The organism is Paracoccus sp. L-17 (assembly GCF_056857655.1).
In genome coordinates this window covers 171,654-196,950 of sequence record NZ_JBSXNM010000042.1, presented here as the reverse complement: position 1 = coordinate 196,950, position 25,297 = coordinate 171,654, and the positions used below count along the sequence as shown (strand labels likewise).

The 25,297-nt window shown below is 64.0% G+C and carries 28 protein-coding genes; 14 read left to right on the top strand and 14 right to left on the bottom strand.

Features of this window, described 5'->3' with window-relative positions; genetic code table 11:
* Positions 1-11: 11 nt before the first annotated feature.
* From AC13CR_RS13105 to AC13CR_RS13085, 5 genes are read right to left on the bottom strand one after another with little or no spacing between them, the layout of a single operon-like run.
* Positions 12-680: a paraquat-inducible protein A gene (locus AC13CR_RS13105; RefSeq protein WP_292951498.1), complete on the bottom strand. Its 669-nt coding sequence runs from the start codon at positions 678-680 to the stop codon at positions 12-14.
* Entirely contained in the window at positions 677-1,360 is a 684-nt protein-coding gene (locus tag AC13CR_RS13100) for a paraquat-inducible protein A (protein ID WP_292951495.1), read from the bottom strand. The genes AC13CR_RS13105 and AC13CR_RS13100 overlap by 4 nt, the downstream gene beginning before the upstream one ends.
* 52 nt (positions 1,361-1,412) lie before the next feature.
* Complete coding sequence (locus AC13CR_RS13095) at positions 1,413-3,212, bottom strand: sensor histidine kinase (RefSeq protein WP_446235680.1); 1,800 nt, start codon at positions 3,210-3,212, stop codon at positions 1,413-1,415.
* 14 nt (positions 3,213-3,226) lie between these two features.
* Entirely contained in the window at positions 3,227-3,793 is a 567-nt protein-coding gene (locus AC13CR_RS13090) for an RNA polymerase sigma factor (protein WP_292951489.1), read from the bottom strand.
* A 37-nt stretch (positions 3,794-3,830) separates the two neighbouring features.
* Positions 3,831-3,977 carry a NepR family anti-sigma factor gene (locus AC13CR_RS13085; protein WP_292951486.1) on the bottom strand — a complete coding sequence of 49 codons (147 nt, stop codon included), beginning with the start codon at positions 3,975-3,977 and terminating at the stop codon, positions 3,831-3,833.
* A gap of 93 nt (positions 3,978-4,070) precedes the next feature.
* Here AC13CR_RS13085 and AC13CR_RS13080 point away from each other — a divergent pair, with 93 nt between their 5' ends.
* Positions 4,071-4,874: a response regulator gene (locus AC13CR_RS13080; protein WP_292951483.1), complete on the top strand. Its 804-nt coding sequence runs from the start codon at positions 4,071-4,073 to the stop codon at positions 4,872-4,874.
* A 69-nt stretch (positions 4,875-4,943) separates the two neighbouring features.
* Here AC13CR_RS13080 and AC13CR_RS13075 read toward each other — a convergent pair whose 3' ends face one another.
* The 4 genes from AC13CR_RS13075 to AC13CR_RS13060 are packed head-to-tail and all read right to left on the bottom strand — an operon-like array spanning position 4,944 to position 7,998.
* Positions 4,944-5,813, bottom strand: a complete 870-nt coding sequence (locus AC13CR_RS13075; protein ID WP_292951480.1) for a YihY/virulence factor BrkB family protein — start codon at positions 5,811-5,813, stop codon at positions 4,944-4,946.
* A gap of 55 nt (positions 5,814-5,868) precedes the next feature.
* Positions 5,869-6,570 carry a DNA polymerase III subunit epsilon gene (gene dnaQ, locus AC13CR_RS13070; RefSeq protein WP_292951477.1) on the bottom strand — a complete coding sequence of 234 codons (702 nt, stop codon included), beginning with the start codon at positions 6,568-6,570 and terminating at the stop codon, positions 5,869-5,871.
* The gene (coaE, locus tag AC13CR_RS13065) at positions 6,563-7,150 is read right to left on the bottom strand and encodes a dephospho-CoA kinase (protein ID WP_292951474.1); all 588 of its coding nucleotides are present in this window, start codon (positions 7,148-7,150) and stop codon (positions 6,563-6,565) included. The genes dnaQ and coaE overlap by 8 nt, the downstream gene beginning before the upstream one ends.
* Positions 7,147-7,998: a shikimate dehydrogenase gene (locus AC13CR_RS13060; RefSeq protein WP_292951471.1), complete on the bottom strand. Its 852-nt coding sequence runs from the start codon at positions 7,996-7,998 to the stop codon at positions 7,147-7,149. Before AC13CR_RS13060 ends, coaE begins: the two co-directional genes overlap by 4 nt.
* Before the next feature lie 480 nt (positions 7,999-8,478).
* On the opposite strand from AC13CR_RS13060, the gene AC13CR_RS13055 reads away from it, so the two are divergent.
* The 7 genes from AC13CR_RS13055 (at position 8,479) to AC13CR_RS13025 (ending at position 15,729) form a co-directional block, all read left to right on the top strand.
* Positions 8,479-8,925, top strand: coding sequence for a CopD family protein (locus tag AC13CR_RS13055; protein WP_482900849.1), 447 nt, complete (start codon positions 8,479-8,481; stop codon positions 8,923-8,925).
* A gap of 125 nt (positions 8,926-9,050) precedes the next feature.
* Complete coding sequence (gene rho / locus AC13CR_RS13050) at positions 9,051-10,322, top strand: transcription termination factor Rho (protein ID WP_292951325.1); 1,272 nt, start codon at positions 9,051-9,053, stop codon at positions 10,320-10,322.
* 10 nt (positions 10,323-10,332) lie between these two features.
* Entirely contained in the window at positions 10,333-11,595 is a 1,263-nt protein-coding gene (mnmE, locus tag AC13CR_RS13045; RefSeq protein WP_446232436.1) for a tRNA uridine-5-carboxymethylaminomethyl(34) synthesis GTPase MnmE, read from the top strand.
* Positions 11,596-11,605: 10 nt separating this feature from the next.
* Positions 11,606-13,465, top strand: a complete 1,860-nt coding sequence (gene mnmG / locus AC13CR_RS13040; protein WP_292951319.1) for a tRNA uridine-5-carboxymethylaminomethyl(34) synthesis enzyme MnmG — start codon at positions 11,606-11,608, stop codon at positions 13,463-13,465.
* Positions 13,450-14,055 carry a 16S rRNA (guanine(527)-N(7))-methyltransferase RsmG gene (gene rsmG, locus AC13CR_RS13035; RefSeq protein ID WP_292951315.1) on the top strand — a complete coding sequence of 202 codons (606 nt, stop codon included), beginning with the start codon at positions 13,450-13,452 and terminating at the stop codon, positions 14,053-14,055. Before mnmG ends, rsmG begins: the two co-directional genes overlap by 16 nt.
* Positions 14,048-14,833, top strand: coding sequence for a ParA family protein (locus AC13CR_RS13030; protein ID WP_292951312.1), 786 nt, complete (start codon positions 14,048-14,050; stop codon positions 14,831-14,833). The genes rsmG and AC13CR_RS13030 overlap by 8 nt, the downstream gene beginning before the upstream one ends.
* Positions 14,833-15,729 (top strand): ParB/RepB/Spo0J family partition protein, encoded by an 897-nt coding sequence (locus tag AC13CR_RS13025; protein ID WP_293013990.1) that lies wholly within the window; start codon positions 14,833-14,835, stop codon positions 15,727-15,729. The genes AC13CR_RS13030 and AC13CR_RS13025 overlap by 1 nt, the downstream gene beginning before the upstream one ends.
* 16 nt (positions 15,730-15,745) lie before the next feature.
* Here AC13CR_RS13025 and AC13CR_RS13020 read toward each other — a convergent pair whose 3' ends face one another.
* The 4 genes from AC13CR_RS13020 to rph all read right to left on the bottom strand — a co-directional run bounded on the left by AC13CR_RS13020 (position 15,746) and on the right by rph (position 18,724).
* The gene (locus tag AC13CR_RS13020) at positions 15,746-16,096 is read right to left on the bottom strand and encodes a YbaN family protein (protein WP_292951306.1); all 351 of its coding nucleotides are present in this window, start codon (positions 16,094-16,096) and stop codon (positions 15,746-15,748) included.
* A 1-nt stretch (position 16,097) separates the two neighbouring features.
* Positions 16,098-17,255: a radical SAM family heme chaperone HemW gene (gene hemW / locus AC13CR_RS13015; protein WP_292951303.1), complete on the bottom strand. Its 1,158-nt coding sequence runs from the start codon at positions 17,253-17,255 to the stop codon at positions 16,098-16,100.
* A 150-nt stretch (positions 17,256-17,405) separates the two neighbouring features.
* Positions 17,406-18,014, bottom strand: a complete 609-nt coding sequence (gene rdgB / locus AC13CR_RS13010; protein ID WP_292951300.1) for an RdgB/HAM1 family non-canonical purine NTP pyrophosphatase — start codon at positions 18,012-18,014, stop codon at positions 17,406-17,408.
* Positions 18,011-18,724 (bottom strand): ribonuclease PH, encoded by a 714-nt coding sequence (gene rph / locus AC13CR_RS13005; protein ID WP_292951297.1) that lies wholly within the window; start codon positions 18,722-18,724, stop codon positions 18,011-18,013. The genes rdgB and rph overlap by 4 nt, the downstream gene beginning before the upstream one ends.
* A gap of 71 nt (positions 18,725-18,795) precedes the next feature.
* Between rph and hrcA the strand changes: the two genes are divergently transcribed.
* The 6 genes from hrcA to AC13CR_RS12975 all read left to right on the top strand — a co-directional run bounded on the left by hrcA (position 18,796) and on the right by AC13CR_RS12975 (position 23,599).
* Entirely contained in the window at positions 18,796-19,851 is a 1,056-nt protein-coding gene (gene hrcA / locus AC13CR_RS13000) for a heat-inducible transcriptional repressor HrcA (protein WP_446232435.1), read from the top strand.
* An 8-nt stretch (positions 19,852-19,859) separates the two neighbouring features.
* Positions 19,860-20,396: a nucleotide exchange factor GrpE gene (locus AC13CR_RS12995; RefSeq protein WP_292951291.1), complete on the top strand. Its 537-nt coding sequence runs from the start codon at positions 19,860-19,862 to the stop codon at positions 20,394-20,396.
* Between the two features lie 123 nt (positions 20,397-20,519).
* Positions 20,520-21,104, top strand: a complete 585-nt coding sequence (gfa, locus tag AC13CR_RS12990; RefSeq protein ID WP_292951288.1) for an S-(hydroxymethyl)glutathione synthase — start codon at positions 20,520-20,522, stop codon at positions 21,102-21,104.
* 100 nt (positions 21,105-21,204) lie between these two features.
* Entirely contained in the window at positions 21,205-22,332 is a 1,128-nt protein-coding gene (locus AC13CR_RS12985) for an S-(hydroxymethyl)glutathione dehydrogenase/class III alcohol dehydrogenase (RefSeq protein WP_292951285.1), read from the top strand.
* An 80-nt stretch (positions 22,333-22,412) separates the two neighbouring features.
* The gene (locus tag AC13CR_RS12980) at positions 22,413-23,045 is read left to right on the top strand and encodes an ATP-dependent Clp protease proteolytic subunit (protein ID WP_292951283.1); all 633 of its coding nucleotides are present in this window, start codon (positions 22,413-22,415) and stop codon (positions 23,043-23,045) included.
* On the top strand, positions 23,042-23,599 hold the full coding sequence (locus tag AC13CR_RS12975) for a GNAT family N-acetyltransferase (RefSeq protein WP_293013986.1): 558 nt from the start codon (positions 23,042-23,044) through the stop codon (positions 23,597-23,599). Before AC13CR_RS12980 ends, AC13CR_RS12975 begins: the two co-directional genes overlap by 4 nt.
* On the opposite strand, the gene AC13CR_RS12970 is transcribed toward AC13CR_RS12975, so the two are convergent.
* Positions 23,560-25,260 (bottom strand): hypothetical protein, encoded by a 1,701-nt coding sequence (locus tag AC13CR_RS12970; RefSeq protein WP_292951277.1) that lies wholly within the window; start codon positions 25,258-25,260, stop codon positions 23,560-23,562. The two genes, AC13CR_RS12975 and AC13CR_RS12970, sit on opposite strands and share 40 nt — an antisense overlap.
* Positions 25,261-25,297: the final 37 nt, after the last annotated feature.

Genomic DNA, 25,297 nt, shown 5'->3' with positions numbered 1-25,297 from the left:
TTCCCTGCCCGTCAGTCTTCGGTCCGGCTGCGCAGCGGCAATCCGCGCCAGATCAGTCTTGGATCGAAACTTTGCGCGGAAAGCATTGTAAACGCAACAGACAGCGCGAAAGACGCAGCGGCAGGACCGGGATGGATCGAGGCGACAAAGCCAAGCTGCACCAGCGCCGACAGGATCGCGACCACGAAGACATCGATCATCGACCAGCGGCCGATGAATTCGACCACCTCGAAGATCTTCAGCCGGGTATGGGCCTGTTCGGTCGTGGCGGGGCGTCCCGCGACCATGGCCAGCCAGGCGATGGCCACGAATTTCGCGATCGGCACCACGATCGAGGCCACGAAGACGATCGCCGCGATGTCGTAATTGCCATAATGGATCAGTTCCATCACGCCTTCGATGATGGTGGATTCCGTGTTGCCCTGAAGCCCCGCGAAGGTCTGCGTGCTCATCATCGGAAACAGGTTCGCGGGAATATACAGGATCAGCCCGGCGAACCACCAGGCCCAGACATGCTGCAGCCGGCGCCGGTCCGGGGGCACCAGCACGGCGCCGCAGCGGGCGCAGCGTGTCCGGGTTTCGGGCCAGACCCTGCCGCAGGAATGGCAACCCAGCAATCCGGCGCGGTGGGCGGTCATGACCGGGCCGCGATGGCCGGTTCCGGTTTCGGCCCCGCTCATGGCTGACGGACCTCGACCATCTCGCGGCCATCCGTCTTCTGTCCGGCATCCTCGATGGCGTCCCAGATCGTGGTCTGGCACATGAAGCCGCGCGAGGCGAGGTTGACCAGGATCAGCGCGCAAAAGGCCCAGAACGCCGGGCCCAGATGGACCGTGGCAAGACCGGCCACCTTGACCAGCGCAACCGAGGTGCCGATCACGAAGATCTCGGCCATGGACCAGGGTCGCAGCGTCTCGGACAGGCGAAAGGCGGTGGCGGCGTGGCGATAGGGCGCGCTGCCCTGCGCCAGCGGCACCAGCGTATAGACCAGCAGAAAGGCGCGCAGGACCGGCAGGCCGATCACCATGGCCAGCACCGCCAGAACCAGCGGCAGCAACACCCCGTCGGCAAAGGCAAGCGCCACGCCGAACAGCGAGGTCGCATTGCCGAATCCCATCCGCGAGATTTCGAGAAAGGGAAAGAACACCGCCCCCAGAAGCAACACCATCGAGGTGAAGGACAGCGCGATCAACTGGCTGAACGCGCCGCCGCGCGGCTTGGCCAGAACCGTGCCACAGCGGATGCAGCGCGCGGTTTCGCCCTCGGCAAGCTCTTCCTCGACATGCAGCGCATCGCAGCGCGGGCAAGCCAGAAGCCCCTCGCCCGTGCTCAGATCGTATTGGCCCTGGATCACGCTCATGGAATGAAAGATAGCGTCGCCGCGCGGCGGCGCAAGGCGCGACAGTCCGGCGTCAATGCCGCGACCCCTCGCGCGCCGCCGAGGTCAGCACGACATTGCGCGGATCGGACACGCCGATCATGCTGGGCGCGACGATCGTGAATTCCAGCCGCAGCGCATAGCGGTCGTCCATCGACTGGATCTCGGCTTCGCCGTCCAGCTGGGTCGAGAACGCCTCGATCAGCTGACCGCCGAGACCGGTGCCGTCGCCATCGCTGTCGCGCGAGGCATCGCCGACCGAGTTCTCGATCACCAGCAGGGCGCGGCCCGACTCGGTTTCCGACAGCCGGATCGAAACCCAGGGCGCGGAACCGCCGGCCGGCGTCCCGGCATATTTCAGCGCGTTGGTGAAAGCCTCGGTCGCAAGCAGCGTCAGCGGCACGGCCTGATCGGGCAGCAGCGTCAGCGGCGCGATCTCGGTGCTGATATTCAGATCGCTGCCCGGCCCGACCGAGGCATTGGCAAGCTGGTTGACGATATCGCCGATCAGCCGGTCGGCCTCGACCGCGTCCAGATGCTCGGCCTGGTAGAGGTTGCGATAGATCGTGGCTAGGGCGGCAACCCGGTCCTGCACCGACCGCAGCACGCCGCGCGCCTGGCTGTTTTCGATCATCCGGCTTTGCATGTTGATGATCGAGGCGATGAGCTGGAGATTGTTCTTGACGCGGTGATGAACCTCTTTCAGCAGAACGGTCTTTTCGGCGACCGCCTCCTCCATGGTTTCCTCGTCTCGGATCAGGATCCGGGCCATGTTGTGAAAGGTCTGGCTGACATCGGCGATTTCGGTGGGCGCATCCGACAGGACCGGCGGCGGCTCGGACCGGTTGCCGATGGCAAAGCGGCGCATCTGGCCACGCAGCACGGTGATATGGCGCAGCACCAGACGGAAAACGGCGAAATAGGCCACGCCCAGCGAGGCCAGCCACAAGGCGATGGGAATCGTCACGGCGCCGAAACGCGACAGCTGAAACAGGCCCAGCCCCGCGATCTTCGGGCTCCAGCTGCCCAGGGCATAGACCAGTCCGGGCACGACGGGAACCACGGTAAAGACCCGTTCCTGACCGCTGCCCGAAATCGCGCGGAAACTGGTCTCGCTGCGCGACAGCAGCCCGATCAGGTCGGTGTCGCGCGGGATGATGTCGCGGGCCGATCCGTCCTGGGACAGATCCGATGTCAGGATTTCGCCGCGCTGGTTGAAGGTCACGATCCGGGCGCCGTCGGTCGCAAAAGCCATCGCGTGCGTGGATTGCAGCAATTCATGGGTCAGCGACAGGCCGACATAGCCCAGCAATTCCCGGTCGCGATACAATGGCTGCATCACCAGAACCACCGACCGGCCGCTGACGATGCCCCGTTCGACGGATGTAACCATCGTGCCGGGCTGGGCGAGAAAGGCCTTGAAGGCGGGCGATTGGCGCATGTCGGCGGCAACGCCCCCATTCGCGCCGGAATTGCAATCGCTGCGCCCGTCCAGCCGGGTGAAGCCGGCATAGACATAGGTGGCGCTGCGTTCGATGAAATTGCGCATCAGGTCGGCGCAGACCTGTGGCCGGTCCAGCGCCTCCAGCACGGCGGGACCAAGCGCGTCGGCCGAACCGAGCGCGCTTTGCAGCAGCGCCCTTTCGCCCGCGGCGGCCGATGCGGTGCGGCCCATCAGCGCGATCTCGGCGCTGCGTTCGGCTTCGCGCGCCAGGTTGAGGTTCTGGATCAGCGAAATCAGCCCCAGCGGCAGGATCGCCACCGACAGAAGGGTGCCAAGCCGGAAGCCCAGCCCGCGGGTGAATTCCAGCCTGTCGCGAAGCCGTCTCAGCATCGCGCGCCCTTTCCTCAGCGGGTGATGCCCTGATTGGCAGACATCACCGCCAGCGTTGCCTGATCGGTCATGTCCAGTTCTTCCCCGTGTTCGAGATGCAGCAACTCCGCCAGCTTGCGGCGGCCGCGATTGGCGCGCGACTTGACGGTGCCGATGGCGACGCCGGTCATGCCGGCCGCTTCCTCGTAGGAAAAACCCGATGCGCCGACAAGGATCAACGCCTCGCGCTGTTCATCCGGCAGTTGCTCGAAAGCGGCGCGGAAATCCTTCAGCGCAAGCCGTCCGTCATGATCGGGCCTCGTGGCCTGGCGGGCGGCATGGATGCCGTCGGTGTCGCTGACCTCGCGCTTTGTCTTGCGGCGGGCCGAATAGAAGGTGTTGCGCAGGATGGTGAACAGCCAGGCACGCAGATTGGTGCCGGCCTGGAACTTGTCCATGTTGGTCCATGCCTTGACGATCGTGTCCTGCACCAGGTCGTCGGCGGAAGCCCCCTCGCGTGTCAGCGACAGGGCAAAGGCGCGCAGCGCCGGAAGGTGATCGACCAGCTCGTCGCGGGGATCGGTCTGCGGGGTTTTCGTCATGGGGTGCGCCTTCGCGGCAGAATGCTTGCGGGAATTGTCATTCCTGCTCGCGCAGTTGCTTGAGAAGGTCGAGGAACCGATCGGGAACCTGTTCGTTGGCATCCTGCTCGTAGACCCGCCTCAGGTTCTCGTCGATCTGTTTTTCGAAGGCGGCCTTTTGCCGCTCATCTCGTTTCGGTGTCATGTTTTTGTTAGTCCCGGAAATCTTGTGCGCACCCTAGCCAACCTGTAGGGGTTAGGGAAGGTTCCGCAACATGCGAAATTCAAGGACAGGAAAATGTCGTCAGCCAATCTCGCCCAATCGATCGGACGCGAGCTTCCCTATCTGCGCCGCTATGCGCGCGCGCTGACCGGAAGCCAGACCGCCGGGGACAATTATGCCGCAGCCACCCTGGAAGCGATCCTGACCGATCGGTCGGTGTTGCAGGACGAGGATGATACCCGCCTCGGCCTGTTCCGCACCTTCCATGCCATCTGGCAGAGTTCGGGCCAGCCCGTCGCCGAGGCCGATTCGGTCCGCGAAAGACGCGCCCAGGATCATCTGCGCCGCCTGACGCCGAATTCGCGCGAGGCGCTGTTGCTGCGCACGATCGAGGAATTGCGCTATGACCAGATCGCCCGCGTGATGCAGGTCGATCAGCGCGAGGCCGAGGAACTGGTCCAGATCGCGCTGAACGAAATGGGTCAGGCAATCAGCGGCAAGGTCATGGTGATCGAGGATGAGATGATCATCGCCATGGACCTGAAAGGCATCGTTCAGGCGATGGGTCATGAGGTGACGGGCGTCGCCCGCACCCATACCCAGGCCGTCGATCTGGCCGGCAAGGCGCGCCCCGACCTGATCCTGGCCGATATCCAGCTTGCCGACGGATCTTCCGGCATCGACGCGGTGAACGAGATGATGCGCGAGATGGGCGATATTCCGGTGATCTTCATCACCGCCTTCCCCGAAAGGCTTCTGACCGGCGACCGTCACGAGCCGGCCTTCCTGATTTCCAAGCCCTACAGCGAGGAACAGGTCCGGTCCGCCGTCAGCCAGGCGATGTTCTTCGCCTCGACCGAGGGGCTGGACGCGGCCTGACCCTTCGCCGGGCCGGGTTCCGCCCGTCCCGGCCTGCGGCCCTTTCATCTCGGGTCGCGGTCCGGGCGTCTAGTCGCGCAGCCCCTCGCGGGCCTCGCGGGCGGCCCTGATGCGGCGGCGGCGGGCCAGTTCGACGTTGATCAGCGCGCCCAGAAGGACCGAGAAACCCGCGAGGTAGAACCACATCAGCAGCGCGACCACGGTTCCGATCGAGCCATAGATCCGGTTATAGCTGTTGAAGCTGCTGAGATAGGCCGAAAACGCGACCGAGGCCGCCGCCCAGAGACAGGCCGCAAACAGCGCCCCCCAGGTAAAGACCGGCGTGCGCGGCGTCTTCACATTCGGGCCATAGCGGTAAAGGATGCCGATGCCCAGGATCACCAGCGCGAACATGCCCGCCCAGGGCAGCGCGGTTACCAGCCATGCCCGCAGGGGCGCGATGACCATGAAGTTCAGGACGACCGGCACGATGACGATGGTCGCAAGCCCGGCCAGCGAGATGCCGACGATGGCCAGGGTCAGCCCATAGGCAAGGATGAAGCCGAAAATGGTGGAATGCGAGCGGACGCCGTAGGCCGCGTTGAGCCCGCGCACCAACGCATCGACCCCCGCGCGCGCCGCGATGGTCGCCACCATGAACGAGATGAACGAGGCCCAGCCGATCGAGGTGTTCTCGGCCGAGGTCAGCGACCGCACCTGTCCGTCGATCAGCTTGGCGGCGCCTTCGGGCAGGAATTCGTGGGCCACGTCGACATAGGCCATGATCACCGTCGGGTCGAACCACAGGCTCCACAGCGCGATGATCGCGGCCAGTCCGGGAAAGACCGCGAACATTGCATAGAAGGCGACCCCTGCCGCGATCAGGCCCATGTGGATCTTGTCCATCCGCTCGAAGATGGCGGACCAGAAACTCCACAGATCGCGGATCAGGCTCAGCATCTGGCCCCCTTCGCGCCCGGCCGGGCCGCGGGATCGCGGCGGGGGCGCAACGATCTCATGTGCCGAACCGCAACCACAGCGAAGCCTCGCCCATCCGTGCCGTGAATTCGGCGTGGGCGGCGGCCTCGGCCTCGGTCAGGCGGGGCGGCAGGGGCGCGGGGCGCGGGGCCCTGCGGATCAGACCGGCGGCCTGTCGTTGATCCGTGCCCGTTGCGCCGGGACGGTCCAGCACCAGATCGGGCTGGCGGCCGCCGATCAGTTCCAGATAGACCTCGGCCAGCAATTCCGAATCCAGCAATGCACCGTGCAGATCGCGGTTGGAATTGTCCACGCCGAAGCGGCGGCAAAGCGCGTCCAGAGACGAGGGCGAGCCGGGAAATTTCTCGCGCGCCAGCGCCAGCGTGTCCAGAGCCCGCGACCAGGGAAGCGTGGGAAACCCCGCCCGGCGCAGTTCGGCATTCAGGAATTTCATGTCGAAGCTGGCATTGTGGATCACCAGCCGCGCATCCTCGGCGACGAAATCGACGAAGCTTTGCGCGATCTCGGCGAAACCGGGCTTGTCGCGCAGGAAATCGTCGCCAAGCCCGTGAATCTCGAACGCCTCTTGCGGCATCGGGCGTCCTGGGTTGATGTAGACGTGGAAGGTACGGCCGGTGGGCAGATGATTGATCAGTTCCAGTGCGCCGATCTCGACGATGCGGTCGTCCTTCTCGGCGTCGAAGCCGGTCGTTTCCGTATCCAGAACGATCTCACGCATGGGCGGCGATCTCCTTGCAGATGGCTTCGACGGCGGCGCGCGCGCCCTCTGGTGTATCGGTCGGGATGATCCAGTCGGCAAGCGCGCGTTTCCGCACATCCGGCATCTGCCGGTCCAGGATCATCTGCAGGGTGTCGCGATTCATGCCGGGGCGTTCCAGCACCCGCCTGCGCTGTGTCTCGGAGTCGGTGCTGACGACGGCGACGCCGTCAAGCTGGCCCTGGCCATCGCCCTCGAACAGAAGCGGGATGTCCAGGACGACAAGTGCGGCATCGGAATGGCGCGCGACAAAGGCCCTGCGGTCGGCGGCGACAAGCGGATGGACGATGGATTCCAGCCGTTTCAACGCCGCCGGATCGGCCCCGAGCGCCTGTTTCAGCGCCGGACGGTCGATGGCGCCGTCCTTCAGCGCCTCAGGGAAGGCGGCGGCGACGGGTTCGACCGCCGCACCGCCCCTGGCATAGAGATCGTGCACGGCCTGATCGGCGTCCCAGACCGGATGTCCCAGATCGCGAAACATCCGCGCCGTCGTGGACTTGCCCATGCCGATGCCCCCGGTCAGTCCCAGAAGAAAGCTCATCCCAGCACCACGCGGCGGGTTTCCTCGTCAACATCGGGGCGGTGGCCGAACCAGCGTTCGAAGCCGGGGGCGGCCTGATGCAGCAACATCCCCAGCCCGTCCACGGTGTGACAGCCGATCTGGCGAGCGGCGGCGAGAAACGGCGTTTCCAGCGGGGTATAGACCAGATCGGTGGCCAGCGCTTGCGGCTGCAGAGCGTCCAGCGGCACCCGCAGCGGCTGCTTGCCGGTCATGCCCAGCGAGGTGGCGTTCACGACCAGACCGGCCCCTTCCAGCATGTTGCCGGCCTGCGCCCAGTCATAGACGACCAGACGCGCGCCAAATTCGGACTTGATCTGTTCCGACCGGATCCGGGTGCGGTTGCTGATCCGCAATTCGCGGACGCCGCTGTCCAGAAGCGAGGCGACGACCGCCCGCGCCGCGCCGCCGGCGCCGATAACCGCCGCGGGGCCGGCATCGGGCCGCCAGTCGGGCGCGTTCTGGCGCAGATTGGCGATGAAGCCATAACCATCGGTGTTGTCGGCATGGATCTTGCCGTCGGGGCGGAAGATCAGCGTGTTGGCGGCCCCGATCAGGGCCGCGCGGTCCGAAACCGCGTCGGCAAGGGCCAGCACCGCCTCCTTGTGGGGAATCGTCACGTTCACCCCGACAAAGCCCGCCCGCGGCAGGACGCGCAGCACGTCGGCCAGATGCTCGGCCCGAACGGGCAGCGGCATGTAATGGCCCGCGATGCCGTAGCGTTGCAGCCAGAATCCGTGCAGGCGGGGCGAACGCGAATGGGCGATCGGCATCCCGATGACGCCGGCAAGCGGGATCTGTGCGGCCGGTCTGGCGGGATCGTCTTGCATCTGCTTTGTCCATTGATCGTTTCGGGCAGAGTAATCCTTTGGCGACGATGGAAAAAGTCCGAACGCGGCCGCAACGCGCCATTGTTGCAGCGAAGACCCGGCTTTTGTGGACGGAATCGTGGGGGAATCGGTCCGGGGCATGTTGGTACGCCTGAGGATGGCTGCAAGGACACGAATTCCGCCCGGGACATAACCGGAACGAAGGCTGGCAATCCACAAGTGGACAAGACCCGCGGCGCCGCGATACGGGTTGTGGACACCCCCGACAACAACCGTGTCGTCCCGAAGTTGTCCAGATATCAAATTCATGAAAACAAAAGATATTATCACTTTCAAAGAAGTTTTCCCAGACTTATCCACAGGCGTGCAAATGGTGGATAGGTGCGGGGAGCGATGCCCAGTCCCGCAATCCACAGGCCCTACTTCAACTACATTCCTTTTTCATATCTTTTTATTTAAGTGGTCGGAAACGAGGCCCCGATGACCGACCTGATGATCGCGTTCTATCCCTATGTGAAAGCCTTCCATGTGATCGCGGTGATCTCGTGGATGGCTGCGCTGTTCTACCTGCCGCGTCTGTTCGTCTATCACGCCGAGCGCGGCGCCGAGGCAGCGGAGCCGACAGACAGCTTCCGCATCATGGAGGAGAAGCTGCTGCGCGTGATCATGCGGCCGGCGATGATCGCGACCTGGGCCAGCGGATTATGGCTGGTGGCAACGCCGGGTATCCTCGATTGGACGGCCCTGTGGCCCTGGTTCAAGGCCACCGGGGTGCTGGGAATGACCGGATTTCACATCTGGTGCGCGGCCGAGCGGCGGCGGATTGCGGCCGGAGCGATCCGTCGCGGTCGGTCTTATCGGCTGATGAACGAGGTGCCCACAGTGCTGCTCATCGGCATTGTCGTGTCGGTCATCGTCAAATTCTAGGTGGGCGATTGACTCGCCGGTTCTGCCGGCCTATGTCGCGACCAAGCCCGGCCGTCCGGTACGGGGATTCCCACACGAATATGACATGACCGACCTTCGACGCGGGGGCGGCCTACGGTGACGATATGAGCGATGAGCGCCTGAACCTGTCCGAACTCAAGGCGAAAAGCCCGGCCGACTTGCTGTCCATGGCCGAGGAATGGGAAATCGAGAACGCCTCGACCATGCGCAAGGGCGAGATGATGTTCTCGATCCTCAAGGAACATGCCGAAGAAGGTTGGGATATCGGCGGCGAGGGGGTGTTGGAGGTCGTGCAGGACGGTTTCGGCTTTCTGCGTTCGACCGAAGCCAATTACCTGCCCGGGCCCGACGACATTTATGTCAGCCCCGACATGATCCGGCAGCATTCCCTGCGGACCGGCGACAGCGTCGAGGGCGTCATTCGGGCCCCGGGCGAGAACGAGCGGTATTTCGCGCTGACCAGGGTCGAGAGGATCAACTTCGAGGATCCCGAGAAAGCCCGCCACAAGGTCGCCTTCGACAACCTGACCCCGCTCTATCCCGATGAACGGATGACGATGGAGATCGAGGATCCCACGATCAGGGATCGCAGCGCGCGGATCATCGACCTGGTGGCGCCGATCGGGAAGGGGCAGCGGTCGCTGATCGTCGCGCCTCCGCGGACCGGCAAGACCGTGCTGCTGCAGAACATCGCCCATTCGATCGAGCGCAATCACCCGGAATGCTATCTGATCGTTTTGCTGATCGACGAGCGGCCCGAAGAGGTCACCGACATGCAGCGCAGCGTGAGGGGCGAGGTGATTTCATCGACCTTCGACGAACCGGCCAGCCGGCACGTCGCGGTGAGCGAAATGGTGATCGAAAAGGCCAAGCGCCTGGTCGAGCATAAACGAGATGTTGTGATTCTTCTGGATTCTATCACAAGACTTGGTAGAGCGTTCAATACCGTGGTTCCCAGCTCGGGCAAGGTTCTGACTGGTGGCGTCGATGCGAATGCCTTGCAGCGGCCAAAGCGTTTCTTCGGCGCTGCACGGAATATCGAAGAGGGCGGGTCGCTGACCATCATCGCGACCGCGCTGATCGATACGGGCTCGCGCATGGACGAGGTGATTTTCGAGGAATTCAAGGGCACCGGCAACAGCGAGATCGTGCTGGATCGCAAGGTCGCCGACAAGCGGGTCTTCCCGGCCATGGACATCCTCAAATCCGGTACCCGGAAAGAGGAATTGCTGGTCGAATCGAAGGATTTGCAAAAGACCTATCTGTTGCGCCGGATCTTGAATCCGATGGGGACGACAGATGCGGTCGAGTTCCTGATCTCGAAATTGAAGCAGACCAAGAGCAATTCGGAATTCTTCGACTCGATGAACGCCTGACGAGGCTGACATGGCTCTTATCTATGCGGAAGCCACCCCGCCCGGGCGCGGTGGCATTTCGGCTATTCGCATCAGCGGAGACGGAGCACGGCGGGTGGCCGAAAGGCTGGCCGGACCGCTGGAGCGTCCGCGCCACGCCTATCTGCGGACCTTGCGCGAGGGAAACGAAATTCTCGATCAGGCTCTGGTGAGCTGGTTCGAAGCCGGGCGAAGTTTCACCGGAGAAGAGACTGCGGAATTGCAATTGCACGGGGCTCCGGTTGTCGTGCGGCGGGTTGGGGCCGCGCTGCGGCGTATGGATGTGCGATCGGCCGAAGCGGGAGAGTTCACCAGACGCGCCTTTCTGGCGGGAAAAATGGATCTTGCCGAGGTCGAGGGACTGGGTGATCTTCTTGCGGCCGAGACCGAAGCCCAGCGGCAGCAGGCGGCGCGGCTGGCCTCGGGCGAGTTGGGTCGGGTGGCCGGAGATTGGCGAAAGATGCTGATTGACGCTGGCGCCTTGATCGAGGCGAGCGTCGATTTTGCGGACGAGGAAACGCCCGAGGAAGTCCCGGCCGAGGTTTTTTCCCTGTTGCAGGAACTTGCGGCTGAACTTGACCGTCATATTGCCGGCTATGCGGCCGCCGAGACGATCAGATCGGGATTCGAGGTGGCCATCATCGGGCCGCCGAATGCCGGAAAATCAAGCCTTCTTAACAGGTTGGCCAGGCGCGATGTGGCGCTGGTTTCCGAGATTGCGGGTACGACACGCGACGTGATCGAGGCGCGACTGGACCTGAGTGGTGTGCCGGTCACGTTCCTTGATACTGCTGGACTGAGAAAGTCGTCTGATCTCATCGAATCCTTGGGGATTGATCGCGCGAGACAGCGTGCCCTCGCAGCGGATTTGAGGGTGCATCTGTCCCCGGATGGTCAGCGCGAGCAAGATCTGTGGCGCGACGGCGATATCGTGGTGAGCAGCAAGGTTGACTTGCGCGAGGATGGGTCCACTGGCGTCTCGGCTTTGACAGGGGTGGGGATAGACGATTTGCTGACCAGGTTGCGCCGCACCCTGGCCGAGAGAATCGCTCCGGCGGGTTTGGTGAGCCACGGCAGACAACTGAATGCGCTTGTAGATGCGCGCCGCGCTTTGGCAGATATCGATGGATTGCCACCCGAAATTCTGGCGGAGAATATTCGCGCCTGCGCCATGAGTCTGGACCGGCTTCTTGGCAGAATCGGTGCGGAGGATTATCTAGATGCCATCTTTACGACTTTCTGTATCGGGAAATAGGGCGTTTCACGTGAAACATTTTGATGTGATTGTGATCGGAGCCGGTCACGCCGGACTTGAAGCCGCAGGCGCGGCGGCGCGCATGGGGGCTGATGTCGCGCTGATCACAATGCGGCGCGAGGATATTGGCGCATTGTCCTGCAACCCGGCGATCGGCGGGTTGGGCAAAGGACATCTTGTCCGGGAAATAGACGCGCTTGACGGACTGATGGGGCGGATCGCTGACCGGGCCGGGATTCAGTTCCGGCTGCTCAATCGACGCAAGGGGCCCGCGGTTCAGGGGCCGCGCGCCCAGATGGACCGCGCAATCTATCGCAAGGTCGCGCATGATCTTATGTCCCGTCTTCCCGGACTGACGTTGATCTACGGATGCGTCGAGGCGCTGGCCGGCGACGAGAACCGCGTGACCGGGATCGAGATGGAGGACGGGACCGCCTATTCGGCATGTGCCACCGTGCTGACCACCGGGACGTTCCTCAACGGGACCATTCATATCGGCGACGTATCGCATGCAGCCGGTCGCTGGGGTGACGAGAATGCGAGAGGCTTGGCGACGTCGCTTCGCCGTTTCGATCTTCCGCTGGGTCGCCTGAAGACGGGAACGCCGCCTCGGCTAGACGGGCGGACGATCGATTGGTCCCGCCTTGATCGGCAGCCCGGAGACGATGAGCCGACGCTGTTTTCCTATCTCAGCACAGGCGTGAGTGGGCCGCAGATCTCTTGCGGTATCACACATACAAACCCGGAAACACATGACATCATTAGAGAAAACCTATCTCGTTCCGCAATGTATGGCGGACACATTTCCGGGAAGGGCCCTCGATACTGCCCGTCGATCGAGGACAAGGTTCTTCGGTTCTCGGAAAAGAAATCGCACCAGGTTTTTCTTGAACCCGAGGGGCTGAACGATCCGACGATTTATCCCAACGGTATTTCGACATCGCTGCCGGCTGAGATTCAGGAAGCCTATGTCCGAACGATCACGGGGCTCGAGCAGGCTGTAATACTTCAGCCCGGTTACGCCGTTGAATACGACTACGTCGATCCTCGTGCGCTGTCGTCATCGCTTCAACTTCGAGCTGTCAGCGGCCTTTTCCTTGCTGGACAGATCAACGGCACGACGGGATATGAAGAGGCCGCCGCGCAAGGTTTGGTTGCAGGACTGAATGCCGCTTTGTTGGCACAGCGGAAACCCGCGATCAAATTCAGCCGATCAGAGAGCTATATCGGCGTCATGATCGACGATCTGGTGTCCCGGGGTGTGACCGAACCTTACCGCATGTTCACCTCCAGAGCAGAATTTCGCTTGACGCTTCGGGCCGACAACGCCGATCGCCGGCTGACCCGCATGGGCCGGAACATCGGCTGCGTCGGCGATGAGCGCTGGCGGCATTTCGACAGCCGGGAAAAGCGGTATATCGCCGGACGCGACATCGCCGAGGCACGAGCCTTTTCGCCGAACGAGCTTTCAGGCAGGGGGCTTCATGTTCGACAGGACGGCCAAAGGCGCTCGGCATTCGAATTGATGGGAATGGCGGCGATCAGCGATGCGCAGATTGTTGAAATCATGCCAGAATTGTCGGCGGTTCACCCGGAAACCATGGCTCAGTTGCGCGCTGACGCTCTCTACCATCAATATCTCGATCGCCAGGAACGTGACGCGAAGGCGCTGAAAAACGACGAAAACATTGTGCTCCCAACCTCCCTGGACTACTTCACAATGTCCGGACTTTCGGGCGAACTGGCCGCGAAGCTTTCGGAAGCGCGGCCAGAGAGCCTCGCCTCGGCCGCCAGGATTGAAGGCATGACCCCCGCCGCGCTGACCCTGATCCTTGCCATGGCAAAGAACGAGCGGTGCCGGACCGCATGATGCATGTTTCACGTGAAACATGGGATGAACTGGATGTCTATGCCGCTATGATCCGGAAGTGGAATGCTCGGATCAATCTCGTGGCGCCGTCATCCGTTCCCCATCTGCAAGAGCGGCATATTGCCGACAGCCTGCAGCTTGTCGAACTCAGCCAGCCCGACGCTGGTCTTTGGGCCGATTTAGGTAGCGGAGGCGGCTTTCCCGGCCTGGTCGCGGCGATCGCATGCCGCGATCGCATGACGGATTTCATTCTCGTCGAAAGCGATCAGCGAAAATCGGCTTTTCTGCGAAGCGTCATTCGCGAACTCGGCCTGAAGCGGGCAGAGGTCATCTCTGCCCGCATCGAGGATCTGAATTCGCTGAAAGCCGCCTATATCAGCATTCGGGCGCTTGCCCCGCTTCCCCGTCTCATGCCATATCTGGTGCAACATCTCGAAAAGAACGGGCAGGCGTGGTTGATGAAGGGCAGGCAGTGGAAGGCGGAACTTGACGAGACGGCGTCACACTGGCGCTTCTCCGTCGAGAGCCATCCCAGCAAGACAGATCAGTCTGCGGCTATCCTCAAAATCTGGGGGCTTGATCATGTCTAGATACAGTATCGTGGCAATCGCGAACCAGAAAGGTGGCGTCGGCAAGACCACGACTGCGATCAACCTGGGCGCGGCCCTTGCGATGGCCGGGCATCGGACGATTCTTGTCGATCTCGATCCGCAGGGCAACGCTTCCACCGGGCTGGGCATCGACGAGGATCGCCGGCAGTTGACCGTCTATGACCTGCTTGCCGGCGAGGAAAGTCTTCAGGATTGCGCCATTCCGACCCAGATCGACAACCTCCACATCGTGCCCGCGACTGCCGATCTTTCTTCGGCCGATGTGGATCTGTCCCAGACTCAGGACCGTACCCGCCTGCTTCGCCGCAAGCTTGAGGGTGCACCTGATGGCAGCATTGTCCTGATCGACTGTCCGCCGGCCCTCGGCCTTCTCACCGTCAATGCCATGGTTGCCGCCGATTCGGTTCTTGTCCCGCTGCAGGCGGAGTTCTATGCGCTCGAGGGGCTGTCGCAGCTCTTGACGACGGTCAAGCACGTCCGGGCCAGCGGTAATCCGGCCCTGCGGATCGCAGGTATTCTGCTGACCATGTCCGACTACCGCAACAATCTTTCGCAGCAGGTCGAGGCCGATGCCCGCAACACGCTGGGCGATCTGGTCTTTCCCACCGTCATTCCGCGCAATGTCCGCGTTTCGGAGGCTCCGTCGCATGCCCAGCCCGTGCTGCTCTATGACCCGGCCTCGAAGGGCAGTGGTGCCTATCGTCAATTCGCCGAGGAATTCGCGGCGCGCCTGAAGATCGTGCGAGAGGAAGTGTGATGTCGGATGCCAGAACAGCCAAGAAGGGCCTGGGACGGGGGTTATCGGCGCTGATGGCCGATATCGATCTGGGCGAAACCAACGTCGCGACAGCGCCGTCGCGGGACCGCAGCCTGATTCCGATCGAACAGATCACCGCCAACCCGGATCAGCCGCGCCGTCATTTCGACCCCGAAGCCCTGCAGGAATTGGCCGATTCGCTGCGCAGTCGCGGTGTGCTGCAACCGCTGATCGTGCGTCCGCACCCGACCAGCGAGGGTCTGTACCAGATCGTCGCCGGCGAACGCCGCTGGCGTGCGGCGCAGATGGCGCAACTGCACGAATTGCCGGTCATCATCCGCGAGCTTTCCGATACCGATGTGATCGAGATCGCGATCATCGAGAATATCCAGCGCGCCGACCTGAATGCGATCGAGGAGGCCGCCTCCTACAGGCAGTTGATGGACCGCTTCGGCCATACGCAGGAAAGACTGGCCGAGGCGCTGAACAAAAGTCGCAGCCACATCGCCAACCTGCTTCGCCTTCTCAACTTGCCCGATACCGTTCAGCAATACGTCAAGGATGGAAAGATCAGCGCAGGACACGCCCGCGCGCTAATTACCGCCGGAAACCCCGGGGCGCTGGCCCAGAAGATCATCGATCGCGGTCTCTCGGTCCGCGAGACCGAACAACTGGTTCGCAAACAGTCCCAGCCCGGCACGGAATCTCAGCCGCGTTCTACCCGTCCTCAGCAGAAAGATGCGGATACCCGCGCGCTCGAATCCGATCTTTCCTCCCATCTCGGGATGCGGGTGCAGATCGATCATCTGGGCCAGGACGGGGGGAAACTGATCATCACCTATCGCGACCTCGATCAGCTTGATGCACTGTGCCAGCATCTCGGCGGCCATAGCTGACACAACATATAGCGGTTTATCCCGGACGGGTAACAATATAAGCTGCAACTCCGGCGCAGATCGCGGCCTGTGCCACAATGATCCACACCGGCAGCGCTAGCCATAACGTCAAGGCGATCCCGCCCGCCATCGCGACCACGGCCCAGATCTTCGCGACCCCGCCGATGGCGCCACGCTCGTGCCAGGCGCGAATGGGCGGCCCATAGGCCGGATGATCGAGGATCTTTTGTCGCAATCGCGGCGAGCTTCGGGAAAAGGCCCAGGCGGCGACCAGCAAGAAGGGCACCGTAGGCATGATCGGCAGGGCGATCCCGACGATCCCCAGGCCCATGAACAGAAAGCCGGTCAGAAGCCAGATTTGTCGCATCTCAGGTGGCCAGTTCGCGCAAGATCGCGTTCAGGACGGGGCGACCCTGATCGGTGGCGATCAGGCGCCCGCCTTCACGACGCAGCATCCCCATCGCGAACAGGCTTTCGACGGCGGCTTCGGGCAAGACACCGCCCGACAGGCGGTGATACCGCGCCTCATCCATCCCCTCGGCCAGCCGCATCGACATCAGCAGATACTCCGTTGCCTGTTCATCGGCAGGCAGAAACGATCGCAGCGACTCGCCGGTTCCATGCGTCTCGACAGCCTCGATCCATCCTCCGGGCGACATCACCGCCTCGGTCGCCACCCGTCCGCAGTCCAGCGTGAGCCGGCCATGGGCGCCTGGTCCGACGGCCGCCCAATCGCCTTGCCGCCAATAGATCAGATTGTGACGGCTCTCGGATCCCTGCCGCGCATGGTTCGAGATCTCATAGCCCGGAAACCCGAACTCGCAACAAATATCTTGTGTTTCCAGATACATGTCGGCTGACACATCCTCATCTGGAAGATCCTTCAACTTGCCTGCCGCAGCCCTTGCGCCAAAGGCCGTCCCCGGCTCGACCGTCAGCTGATACAGCGACAGATGGTCCGCGGCCATGGCCAGAGCCTCGCGCAGTTCCGCCCGCCAGGCCGCGCGGGTCTGTCCTTGCCGCGCATAGATCAGATCGAAACTCACCCGGGAAAAGCAATCGCGCGCCACGTCAAACGCCGCCCGAGCCTCGGCAACGGAATGCCTCCGCCCCAGCCGCCGCAGATCAGGGTCGTTCAATGCCTGCACGCCCATCGAAAGCCGGTTCACCCCGGCCTCGGCGAAACCGCGAAACCGGTCCTTCTCGACGCTGGTCGGATTGGCCTCCAGCGTGATCTCGATCGCGTTGGTGAAACCCCAGGCGGAACGCGCCGCCCGGATCACCCGGTCAACCGTGTCGGGCCGCATCAGCGATGGCGTGCCGCCGCCGAAAAAGATGCTGTCCAGATGACGGCCCGGCGTCTCGGCCGCCAGCCGCGCGATTTCGCTCGCCAGCGCGTCGGCCCAGCGTGCCTGGTCCACCCGCGACACGACATGGCTGTTGAAATCGCAATAAGGGCATTTCGCCGCGCAGAAGGGCCAATGCACATAAAGCCCGAATCCTCCCGCACGCCAATCCTCGCTCATGCGCGCATCGCGGTCACCGTGACCGCTGCCTTCATTTCCGATCCGATCAGCCAGGCGATCGCCATGGTCGCGGCGGACACCGCCGAAACGCCCCTGACCAAGGCTGGGCGACAGCCCGACGCCGCCTGGAAGGATGATCCGACCGATATTTTATGCAAAGCAACCCTCGATCATCTTCGCCACCGCCCGCGCCCTGTGGCTGAGGCTGTTCTTCAGCGCCGGCTGCATCTCGCCCAATGTCACATCATGCCCCTCCGGCATGAAGATCGGATCGTAGCCATGCCCTTCGGCACCCCGTGGCGGCCAGACCACCCGGCCCGGCAGAGTGCCCTCGAACACCGCGTCATGCCCGTCCGGCCACATCAGCACCAGGGTGCAGCGGAATTGCGCCTGCCGGGGCTCGGGCGCGCCGGCATCTTCCAGCGCGCGCCAGGTCCGTTCCATCGCCATCGCGAAATCACGGCCATGCCCGGTTTCGGCCCAGTCGGCGGTATGGACGCCGGGCGCGCCATCCAGCGCATCGATGCAGATGCCGCTGTCGTCCGACAGCGCGGGCAGGCCGGTCGCCGCGACCGCGGCCCGCGCCTTGATCCGGGCATTGCCCAGGAAGGTCTGCTCGGTCTCGGCGGGCTCTGACAGGCCGGCTTCGGCTGCGCCGATGACGGTGACGCCGAACGGTGCCAGCAGCGCCTGCATCTCGGCCAGCTTGCCGGCGTTGTGCGTGGCAACCAGCAGGCGCCTGCCGTCGAACCGCCTCATGCGATCGCGGCCTTCTGCGCGGCGACCAGTTCGGCCATTCCCGCTTCCGCCAGGTCCAGAAGGCCGGTCATTTCATTGCGGCTGAAGGTCGCCCCCTCGGCCGACATCTGCACCTCGATCAGCCGGCCGCCGCCGGTCATCACGAAATTGCCATCGGTGCCCGCCTCGCTGTCTTCGGCGTAGTCCAGATCCAGAACCGGCTGGCCCGCATAGATTCCGCAACTGACGGCGGCGACGTGATCGAGGATCGGATCGCTGGTCACGACCCCGGCCTGCATCAGCCTGTTCGCCGCCAGCCGCAGCGCCACCCAGGCCCCGGTGATCGAGGCGCAGCGGGTGCCGCCATCGGCCTGGATCACATCGCAATCAAGCGTGATCTGCCGCTCGCCCAGGGCCACGCGATCCACGCCCGCCCGCAGGCTGCGCCCGATCAGGCGCTGGATTTCCTGTGTCCGGCCCGATTGCTTGCCCTGCGCCGCCTCGCGCCGGTTGCGGGTATTGGTTGCGCGCGGCAGCATCCCGTATTCGGCCGTCACCCATCCAAGTCCGGTTCCCTTCAGGAAACGCGGCGGATTGTCCTCGATGCTGGCGCTGCACAGGACATGGGTGTTGCCGCAACGGATCAGGCATGACCCCTCGGCATGCCGCATCACGCCGGTTTCGATTGAAATCGGACGCATTTGGCTTAGATTCCTGCCTGAAGGGCGCATGATTTTTCCTTTTGCTGAAGATTGCTGCCCCATAACGCCCGTTGGCCCCGTCACGCAAGCCCGCAAGGGATATGAGCCAGGAATCGCTGCTATCCGAATTGAACGACCGCTCGCGCGAGGTGTTCCGCCGCGTGGTCGAAACCTATCTGCAAACCGGAGAGCCGGTGGGTTCGCGGACGCTGACGCGCGCGCTGTCCGAACAGGTCAGCGCGGCGACGGTGCGCAATGTCATGCAGGATCTGGAATTCATGGGTCTTCTTGACAGCCCCCACGCCTCGGCCGGGCGGTTGCCCTCGCAGCGTGGCCTGCGGCTGTTCGTGGACGGGATGATGGAGGTCGATTCCGTCGCCCCCACCGATCGCGCCGCCATCGACCAGACGCTGGGAAATGACGATCCCGATACCGGCCTGCTGCTGGATCGGGTCAGCACCGCGCTGTCGTCGATCACGCGCGGGGCCTCGCTGGTGCTGATGCCAAAACACGAGGCGCCGATCCGGCATATCGAATTCGTCAGCCTCGCGCCCGACCGCGCGCTGGTGGTGCTGGTCTTTGCCGACGGCCATGTCGAGAACCGCATCTTCACGCCGCCGCCGGGCCAGACGCCGTCCTCCATGCGCGAGGCGGGCAATTTCCTCAACGCCATGGCCGAGGGCCGCACGCTGGCCGAATTGCGCAGCCACATGGCCCGCCAGATCGACGCAAGGCGGCGCGAACTGGACGTGCTGGCGGCCGAACTGGTCCGGTCGGGGCTGGCGCTGTGGGATGGCGAAGCCGCCGATCCCCGCCTGATCGTGCGTGGCCGGGCGAACCTGCTGGACCGCGAGGCCGCCGATCTGGACCGGATCCGGGTGCTGTTCGACGATCTCGAACGCAAGCGCGACATCGTGGAGTTCCTGGAACTGACCGAACAGGGCGACGGGGTGCGCATTTTCATCGGCTCCGAGAACAAGCTTTTTTCGCTTTCGGGTTCCGCTCTGGTGGTTTCTCCCTATATGAATGCCGACCGTAAGATTGTGGGCGCGGTGGGTGTCATCGGGCCGACGCGGCTGAATTATGGCCGTATCGTGCCGATCGTCGATTACACCGCGCAACTGGTCGGGCGGGTGCTGTCCGGCCGGAAAGGATGAACTGGAAGATGAAAGAACAGAACGAACAGCCGATCGACGAGATCGACGACGATCCGCTGGCCGACCCGGCCGTGACCGATGAGATTGCGCGCCTGAACGCCGAGCGTGACGAATTCCGCGACAAGTGGATGCGCGCGCTGGCCGATGCCGAGAATTCGCGCAAGCGCGCCGACAAGGACCGTCGCGACGCCGAACAATATGGCGGATCGCGCCTGGCGCGCGACCTGCTGCCGGTCCATGACGCGCTGACCCGCGCACTGGATGCGGCCGGCGAGGAGCAGCGATCCAATGCCGCCGCCCTGATCGAGGGGGTCGAACTGACCCTGCGCGAGCTGGAAAACGTCTTTTCCAAACATGGCATCACCCTGATCCGGCCCGCCCAGGGCGAGAAATTCGATCCGACGTGGCACGAGGCCATGTTCGAGGCTGCCGTGCCCGGCACCCGCGCGGGCGAGATCATTCAGGTGATGGACAACGGATTCCGCCTGCACGACCGCCTGCTGCGTCCGGCCAAGGTCGGGGTCAGTTCGACGCCGGCCAGCTGATCCGCGTTTCGGCAAGCCGATCCTGTTGCTTCCGATCTCTGGCGCTACAACCTTCCGCTGACTTGCCGAATGTTCCCGACCGCGCGACGCTGGTGGAACATTCGGTCATCGGAGGAGGGGACCATGGCACATACCGACGGGATCAGGATTCACCCGGACGTCGATCACGGCGTGAAACAGGGCAGTTCCGGCTTTTCCGGCGGAACGCTGACCTGCCATTGCGCCAGCAACCCGGTCAAGGTCCGGGTCGGGGGCCAGACCGCCCACAACCATGTCTGCGGCTGCACCAGGTGCTGGAAGCCCGATGGCGCGACCTTCAGTCAGGTCGCGGTCGTGTCGCGTGACGCGGTCGAGGTATTGGAAAACGGCGACAAGCTGGAAGTGGTGGACGAATCCGCCGCGATCCAGCGCCATCGCTGCCGCGAATGCGGCGTTCACATGTATGGCCGGATCGAGAACAAGGACCATCCGTTCTACGGACTTGATTTCATCCATACCGAATTGTCCGACGAAGATGGCTGGTCAGCGCCTGAATTCGCGGCCTTCGTCAGTTCCGTGATCGAATCGGGTGTCGATCCCTCGCGCATGGACGCGATACGCGCACGGCTGCGCGAATTGGGGCTGGAACCCTATGACGCGCTGTCGCCGCCGCTGATGGACGCCATCGCCACGCATGTCGCGAAACGGTCGGGCGCGTTGCCCGCTTGACGGCGGCACGGCCCGATTTCACACATTCCGTCAGGGGGCCGCGACAACCGGCCCCCTCGGCCATGACCGACAAGCCCGATCGAAGAACAGGAGATCAAGCATGAAAACCCGTGCCGCCGTAGCCCTGGAGGCCGGCAAGAAGCTGGAAGTGATGGAGGTCAATCTCGACGGGCCGAAGGAAGGCGAGGTGATGGTCGAGATCAAGGCGACCGGAATCTGCCACACCGACGAATTCACCCGTTCGGGCGCCGACCCCGAGGGGCTGTTTCCCGCGATCCTGGGACACGAGGGCGCGGGCGTGGTGGTCGAGGTCGGTCCCGGCGTCAAGTCCGTGAAGCCCGGCGATCACGTGATCCCGCTTTACACCCCCGAATGCCGCGAATGCGCGTCCTGCCTGTCGGGCAAGACCAACCTGTGCACCAGGATCCGCGCCACGCAGGGGCAGGGGCTGATGCCCGACGGAACCAGCCGGTTCTCGATGCCGGACGGCACGCCGATCCATCACTACATGGGCTGTTCGACCTTCTCGAACTTTACCGTCCTGCCGGAAATCGCCGTGGCCAAGGTCCGCGACGACGCGCCCTTCGACAAGATCTGCTATATCGGCTGCGGCGTGACCACCGGCATCGGCGCGGTCATCAACACCGCCAAGGTGGAAATCGGCGCCAAGGCGGTGGTCTTCGGACTGGGTGGGATCGGCCTGAACGTGATCCAGGGCCTGCGCCTGGCCGGCGCCGACATGATCATCGGCGTCGATCTGAACGATGACCGGCAGGACATGGCGACGCGGTTCGGCATGACCCATTTCATCAATCCGAAGAACGTCGAGAACGTCGTGCAGGACATCGTCGAGATGACGAAGACCCCGTTCGACCAGATCGGCGGCGCGGATTACAGTTTCGACGCGACCGGCAACGTCAAGGTCATGCGCGACGCGCTGGAATGCACGCATCGCGGCTGGGGCGTCTCGGTCATCATCGGCGTGGCGCCGGCGGGGGCCGAGATCAGCACCCGCCCGTTCCAGCTGGTCACCGGCCGGGTCTGGAAGGGCACCGCCTTCGGCGGCGCGCGCGGCCGCACCGATGTGCCCAGGATCGTGGACTGGTACATGGACGGCAAGATCGAGATCGACCCGATGATCACCCACACGATGCCGCTGGAGGACATCAACAAGGGCTTCGATCTGATGCATGACGGCGAATCCATCCGCTCGGTCGTGCTTTACTGATCCTCGATGGCTCCTTAGGTAATGAAGCGGCGGGGCCTGCGGTCCCGCCGTCGCTATGAAAGAACACAAGGAGCAGGCCGATGCGGCATCAGTGGCTGGACGATGACGACGACGAACCCGAAGAGGACGACCGCCGCCACAAGGAGGAAGGCGGGCTGGGCCTGCCCGAAGGCGACAGGATCGGCAAGCTCTATTTCAAGTCGCGCACGGTGATCGTCGCAGGACCGATCACCGACAAGCTGGCGCAGCGCACGGTGGCGCATCTGCTGGCGCTGGCCGAAGACAGCGACGATCCGATCAACATGTTGATTTCCTCGCCCGGCGGGCATGTGGAATCGGGCGACATGATCCATGACGTGATCAAGTTCATCCGCCCGACGGTGCGCACCATCGGTTCGGGCTGGGTGGCCAGCGCGGGCGCGCTGATCTTTGTCGGCGCGGACCGGGAAAACCGCTTCTGCCTTCCCAATACGCGCTTTCTGATCCACCAGCCCTCGGGCGGGATCGGCGGCACCTCGTCCGACATGATGATCCAGGCCGAACAGGTCCGCCTGATGCGCGACCGGCTGAACCAGATCTTTGCCGATGCGACCGGCCAGCCTCTGGAACGGATCGAGAAGGACACCCACCGCGACTTCTGGCTGAACACGCAAGAGGCGCTGGATTACGGCCTTCTGGCCAGGGTCATCCGCAGCGTGGATGAATTGTCATGACCGGCGGCGGGGTGATTGTCCGCCCCGCCAGCCATGACGACGACGACGCCATCTGGGCGATCCTGAAGCCGGTCTATCGTGCGGGCCAGACCTATTGCATCCCGCGCGACATCACCCGTGACGCGGCTTTGGCCGACTGGTTCGCGCCACCCTTCACCGTCTTCGTGGCCGAGATCGGCGGCCGCATCCTGGGCACCAGCCATATCGGCGCGAACCGGCCCGCCGGCGGGTCGCATGTGGCCAATGCCTCGTTCGCGACCGATCCTGCGGCGCGGGGCAGGGGCGTCGCCCGAGCCCTGGTCGAGAATGCCAAGATCTGGGCCGGACGGACCGGATTTGCCGCGATGCAGTTCAATTTCGTCGTCTCCTCGAACGCGGACGCGGTGCATCTGTGGCAGACATCCGGTTTCAAGATCGTTGGCCGCCTGCCGGGCGCCTTCATTCATCCGCAGCTTGGTCCCGTCGACGCCTACGTGATGTTTCACGATCTTTGCGGCCAGGGTCTTGCGGGTGATCAGGGCGCCGCCGCGAAGACGCCTGCCGACAGCCGATAGACCGAACCTGCATTGACCCGCGTCAGCCCCTTGGCGCGCAGCATGTACCAGCCGGCCGGCGGCGCGTTCCGGTCGGTGAAATCGGTGCCGCCGAGATCCTCGGCGATCACGTCATAGGGGCCCTCGCGGCGTTCGGCCCGGTACAGCACCGCCGATTCCGCGTCATCGGGCAGCGACCAGCCCAGCCGCACGTCGTCGCCCGCGCGGCGGGCGGTGAATCCGGTCGCCGGGCGCTGCGGAAAGGGCCGCAGCGTCGGGTCGCCGATCAGGTTCACCCAGACCGGGTTGATCCAGTCATATTGCCCGGTGACCCCGTATTCGCGCGAGGCAAGACCGCCGGACCGGTAATTTCCATTGTTCACCGTGCGCATCTGTGCCTGACCGATCGTCTCGTTCAGCGCCATCCCGTGCAGCAGCCACGAGGGCCGCCCGCCCCAGGCAACGCTCAGCGCCGTGTCCGATCCCGCCAACAGGGCCCGCATCGGGTTGTTGGCCCTGTCGAACTGTTGCTTGCCGCTGCCGAAATTGATGGTGAAGACCGCCTCCACCGGGGGCCTGCTGAAGTAATCGTTGCCGCGATAGCTGCCGAAATCAACGCCGAACAGGAACGGCCCACGGCCCTGATGGTCGTGATGCCCGGCCTCGATCAGCGATGGCGGGCCGACGATGTTGAGAAGGCCGGCCCGCTCCAGCATCAGATACTGGCTTTTCGCATAGGCGCGGCGCGGCGCGCCGCCATCGCCCTGTCGCCAGCGGTGGTTGCGGTCAAGCCAGTCGGCCAGAAGCTCGGTTTCGGGGCCGAACTCGGCCGCCATATCGGCAAAGTCCACCCGCCCGATCGGGGCCGCGATCCGTCCCCCGGGAATCACAGAGGGCTCCAGCGCCAGCTTTCCGTCGGGCGTGGTGACCGGCGGCCAGAACCCATTCGGGGTGACGTAGAACAGATCCGTCGCCTGGGGCGCCTTGTCATGGCCGTCCGGCGCGATCCAGCCGCTGCGCATGACCGGCAGGTGCCCGACCAGCAGAACCGCCTGCGGCGCGAACGGATCGGAGGCCAGGGCATCGCCGATCCGCTGCCGCAGCGCGATCGCCCTTGTCATGTTGGCGGCCGAATCCCGGTCATCGCCGCGCGGCGCGCTGAGCCGCGTGGTTCGCCAGCCGTCCCCGATCAGGTCCAGAACCAGCCGGTCCAGCCGGTCGGCCAGCCCGGCTTCGACCGTCTCGTCGACGACGACGATCGCGCGCCCCGATTGCGGCTGAACCGGAACTTTGGTGCCGTAGGCCCAGAACCCGATCAGCGTCTTGCGGCCGGTCTCGATCCTGATCTGATATTCATAGGCCTGTCCGGGTTCCAGGCCGCTGTCCAGGATCCGTTGCGGCAGTGCGATTTGGGGCTTGTAGGGCGCCCAGCTTTCGATGCCGGTCTCGCCCAGCCGGCGGCGAAAGACCTGCGGCATGGCGCCATCCTGCGCCGACCATGACAGGCCCAGCCTTGTGCCGTCGGGCGAAGCCTGCGATTCGATCAGCAGCGGCTCGGCCGGGGCAGCCGCGACCGGCGCGGCGCCGGTGATCAGCGCCAGCAGCATCGCCAGCGCAAGAATGGCCGGCCCGGGGCGTCGGCTGGCGGCTGGTCGTCCGGAAGCGATCGGATGCGCGGTCATCGGGGCAGAATAGGTGGTGTTGGCATCCCGCCGCAAG

What these genes read in the sequence shown, in the direction of transcription:
- AC13CR_RS13105 (WP_292951498.1), bottom strand. Translation starts at nt 680, where the DNA reads ATGAGCGGGGCCGAAACCGGAACCGGCCATCGCGGCCCGGTCATGACC.
- AC13CR_RS13100 (WP_292951495.1), bottom strand. Translation starts at nt 1,360, where the DNA reads ATGAGCGTGATCCAGGGCCAATACGATCTGAGCACGGGCGAGGGGCTT.
- AC13CR_RS13095 (WP_446235680.1), bottom strand. Translation starts at nt 3,212, where the DNA reads ATGCTGAGACGGCTTCGCGACAGGCTGGAATTCACCCGCGGGCTGGGC.
- AC13CR_RS13090 (WP_292951489.1), bottom strand. Translation starts at nt 3,793, where the DNA reads ATGACGAAAACCCCGCAGACCGATCCCCGCGACGAGCTGGTCGATCAC.
- AC13CR_RS13085 (WP_292951486.1), bottom strand. Translation starts at nt 3,977, where the DNA reads ATGACACCGAAACGAGATGAGCGGCAAAAGGCCGCCTTCGAAAAACAG.
- AC13CR_RS13080 (WP_292951483.1), top strand. Translation starts at nt 4,071, where the DNA reads ATGTCGTCAGCCAATCTCGCCCAATCGATCGGACGCGAGCTTCCCTAT.
- AC13CR_RS13075 (WP_292951480.1), bottom strand. Translation starts at nt 5,813, where the DNA reads ATGCTGAGCCTGATCCGCGATCTGTGGAGTTTCTGGTCCGCCATCTTC.
- dnaQ (WP_292951477.1), bottom strand. Translation starts at nt 6,570, where the DNA reads ATGCGTGAGATCGTTCTGGATACGGAAACGACCGGCTTCGACGCCGAG.
- coaE (WP_292951474.1), bottom strand. Translation starts at nt 7,150, where the DNA reads ATGAGCTTTCTTCTGGGACTGACCGGGGGCATCGGCATGGGCAAGTCC.
- AC13CR_RS13060 (WP_292951471.1), bottom strand. Translation starts at nt 7,998, where the DNA reads ATGCAAGACGATCCCGCCAGACCGGCCGCACAGATCCCGCTTGCCGGC.
- AC13CR_RS13055 (WP_482900849.1), top strand. Translation starts at nt 8,479, where the DNA reads ATGACCGACCTGATGATCGCGTTCTATCCCTATGTGAAAGCCTTCCAT.
- rho (WP_292951325.1), top strand. Translation starts at nt 9,051, where the DNA reads ATGAGCGATGAGCGCCTGAACCTGTCCGAACTCAAGGCGAAAAGCCCG.
- mnmE (WP_446232436.1), top strand. Translation starts at nt 10,333, where the DNA reads ATGGCTCTTATCTATGCGGAAGCCACCCCGCCCGGGCGCGGTGGCATT.
- AC13CR_RS13030 (WP_292951312.1), top strand. Translation starts at nt 14,048, where the DNA reads ATGTCTAGATACAGTATCGTGGCAATCGCGAACCAGAAAGGTGGCGTC.
- AC13CR_RS13025 (WP_293013990.1), top strand. Translation starts at nt 14,833, where the DNA reads ATGTCGGATGCCAGAACAGCCAAGAAGGGCCTGGGACGGGGGTTATCG.
- AC13CR_RS13020 (WP_292951306.1), bottom strand. Translation starts at nt 16,096, where the DNA reads ATGCGACAAATCTGGCTTCTGACCGGCTTTCTGTTCATGGGCCTGGGG.
- hemW (WP_292951303.1), bottom strand. Translation starts at nt 17,255, where the DNA reads ATGAGCGAGGATTGGCGTGCGGGAGGATTCGGGCTTTATGTGCATTGG.
- rdgB (WP_292951300.1), bottom strand. Translation starts at nt 18,014, where the DNA reads ATGAGGCGGTTCGACGGCAGGCGCCTGCTGGTTGCCACGCACAACGCC.
- rph (WP_292951297.1), bottom strand. Translation starts at nt 18,724, where the DNA reads ATGCGCCCTTCAGGCAGGAATCTAAGCCAAATGCGTCCGATTTCAATC.
- hrcA (WP_446232435.1), top strand. Translation starts at nt 18,796, where the DNA reads ATGAGCCAGGAATCGCTGCTATCCGAATTGAACGACCGCTCGCGCGAG.
- AC13CR_RS12995 (WP_292951291.1), top strand. Translation starts at nt 19,860, where the DNA reads ATGAAAGAACAGAACGAACAGCCGATCGACGAGATCGACGACGATCCG.
- gfa (WP_292951288.1), top strand. Translation starts at nt 20,520, where the DNA reads ATGGCACATACCGACGGGATCAGGATTCACCCGGACGTCGATCACGGC.
- AC13CR_RS12985 (WP_292951285.1), top strand. Translation starts at nt 21,205, where the DNA reads ATGAAAACCCGTGCCGCCGTAGCCCTGGAGGCCGGCAAGAAGCTGGAA.
- AC13CR_RS12980 (WP_292951283.1), top strand. Translation starts at nt 22,413, where the DNA reads ATGCGGCATCAGTGGCTGGACGATGACGACGACGAACCCGAAGAGGAC.
- AC13CR_RS12975 (WP_293013986.1), top strand. Translation starts at nt 23,042, where the DNA reads ATGACCGGCGGCGGGGTGATTGTCCGCCCCGCCAGCCATGACGACGAC.
- AC13CR_RS12970 (WP_292951277.1), bottom strand. Translation starts at nt 25,260, where the DNA reads ATGACCGCGCATCCGATCGCTTCCGGACGACCAGCCGCCAGCCGACGC.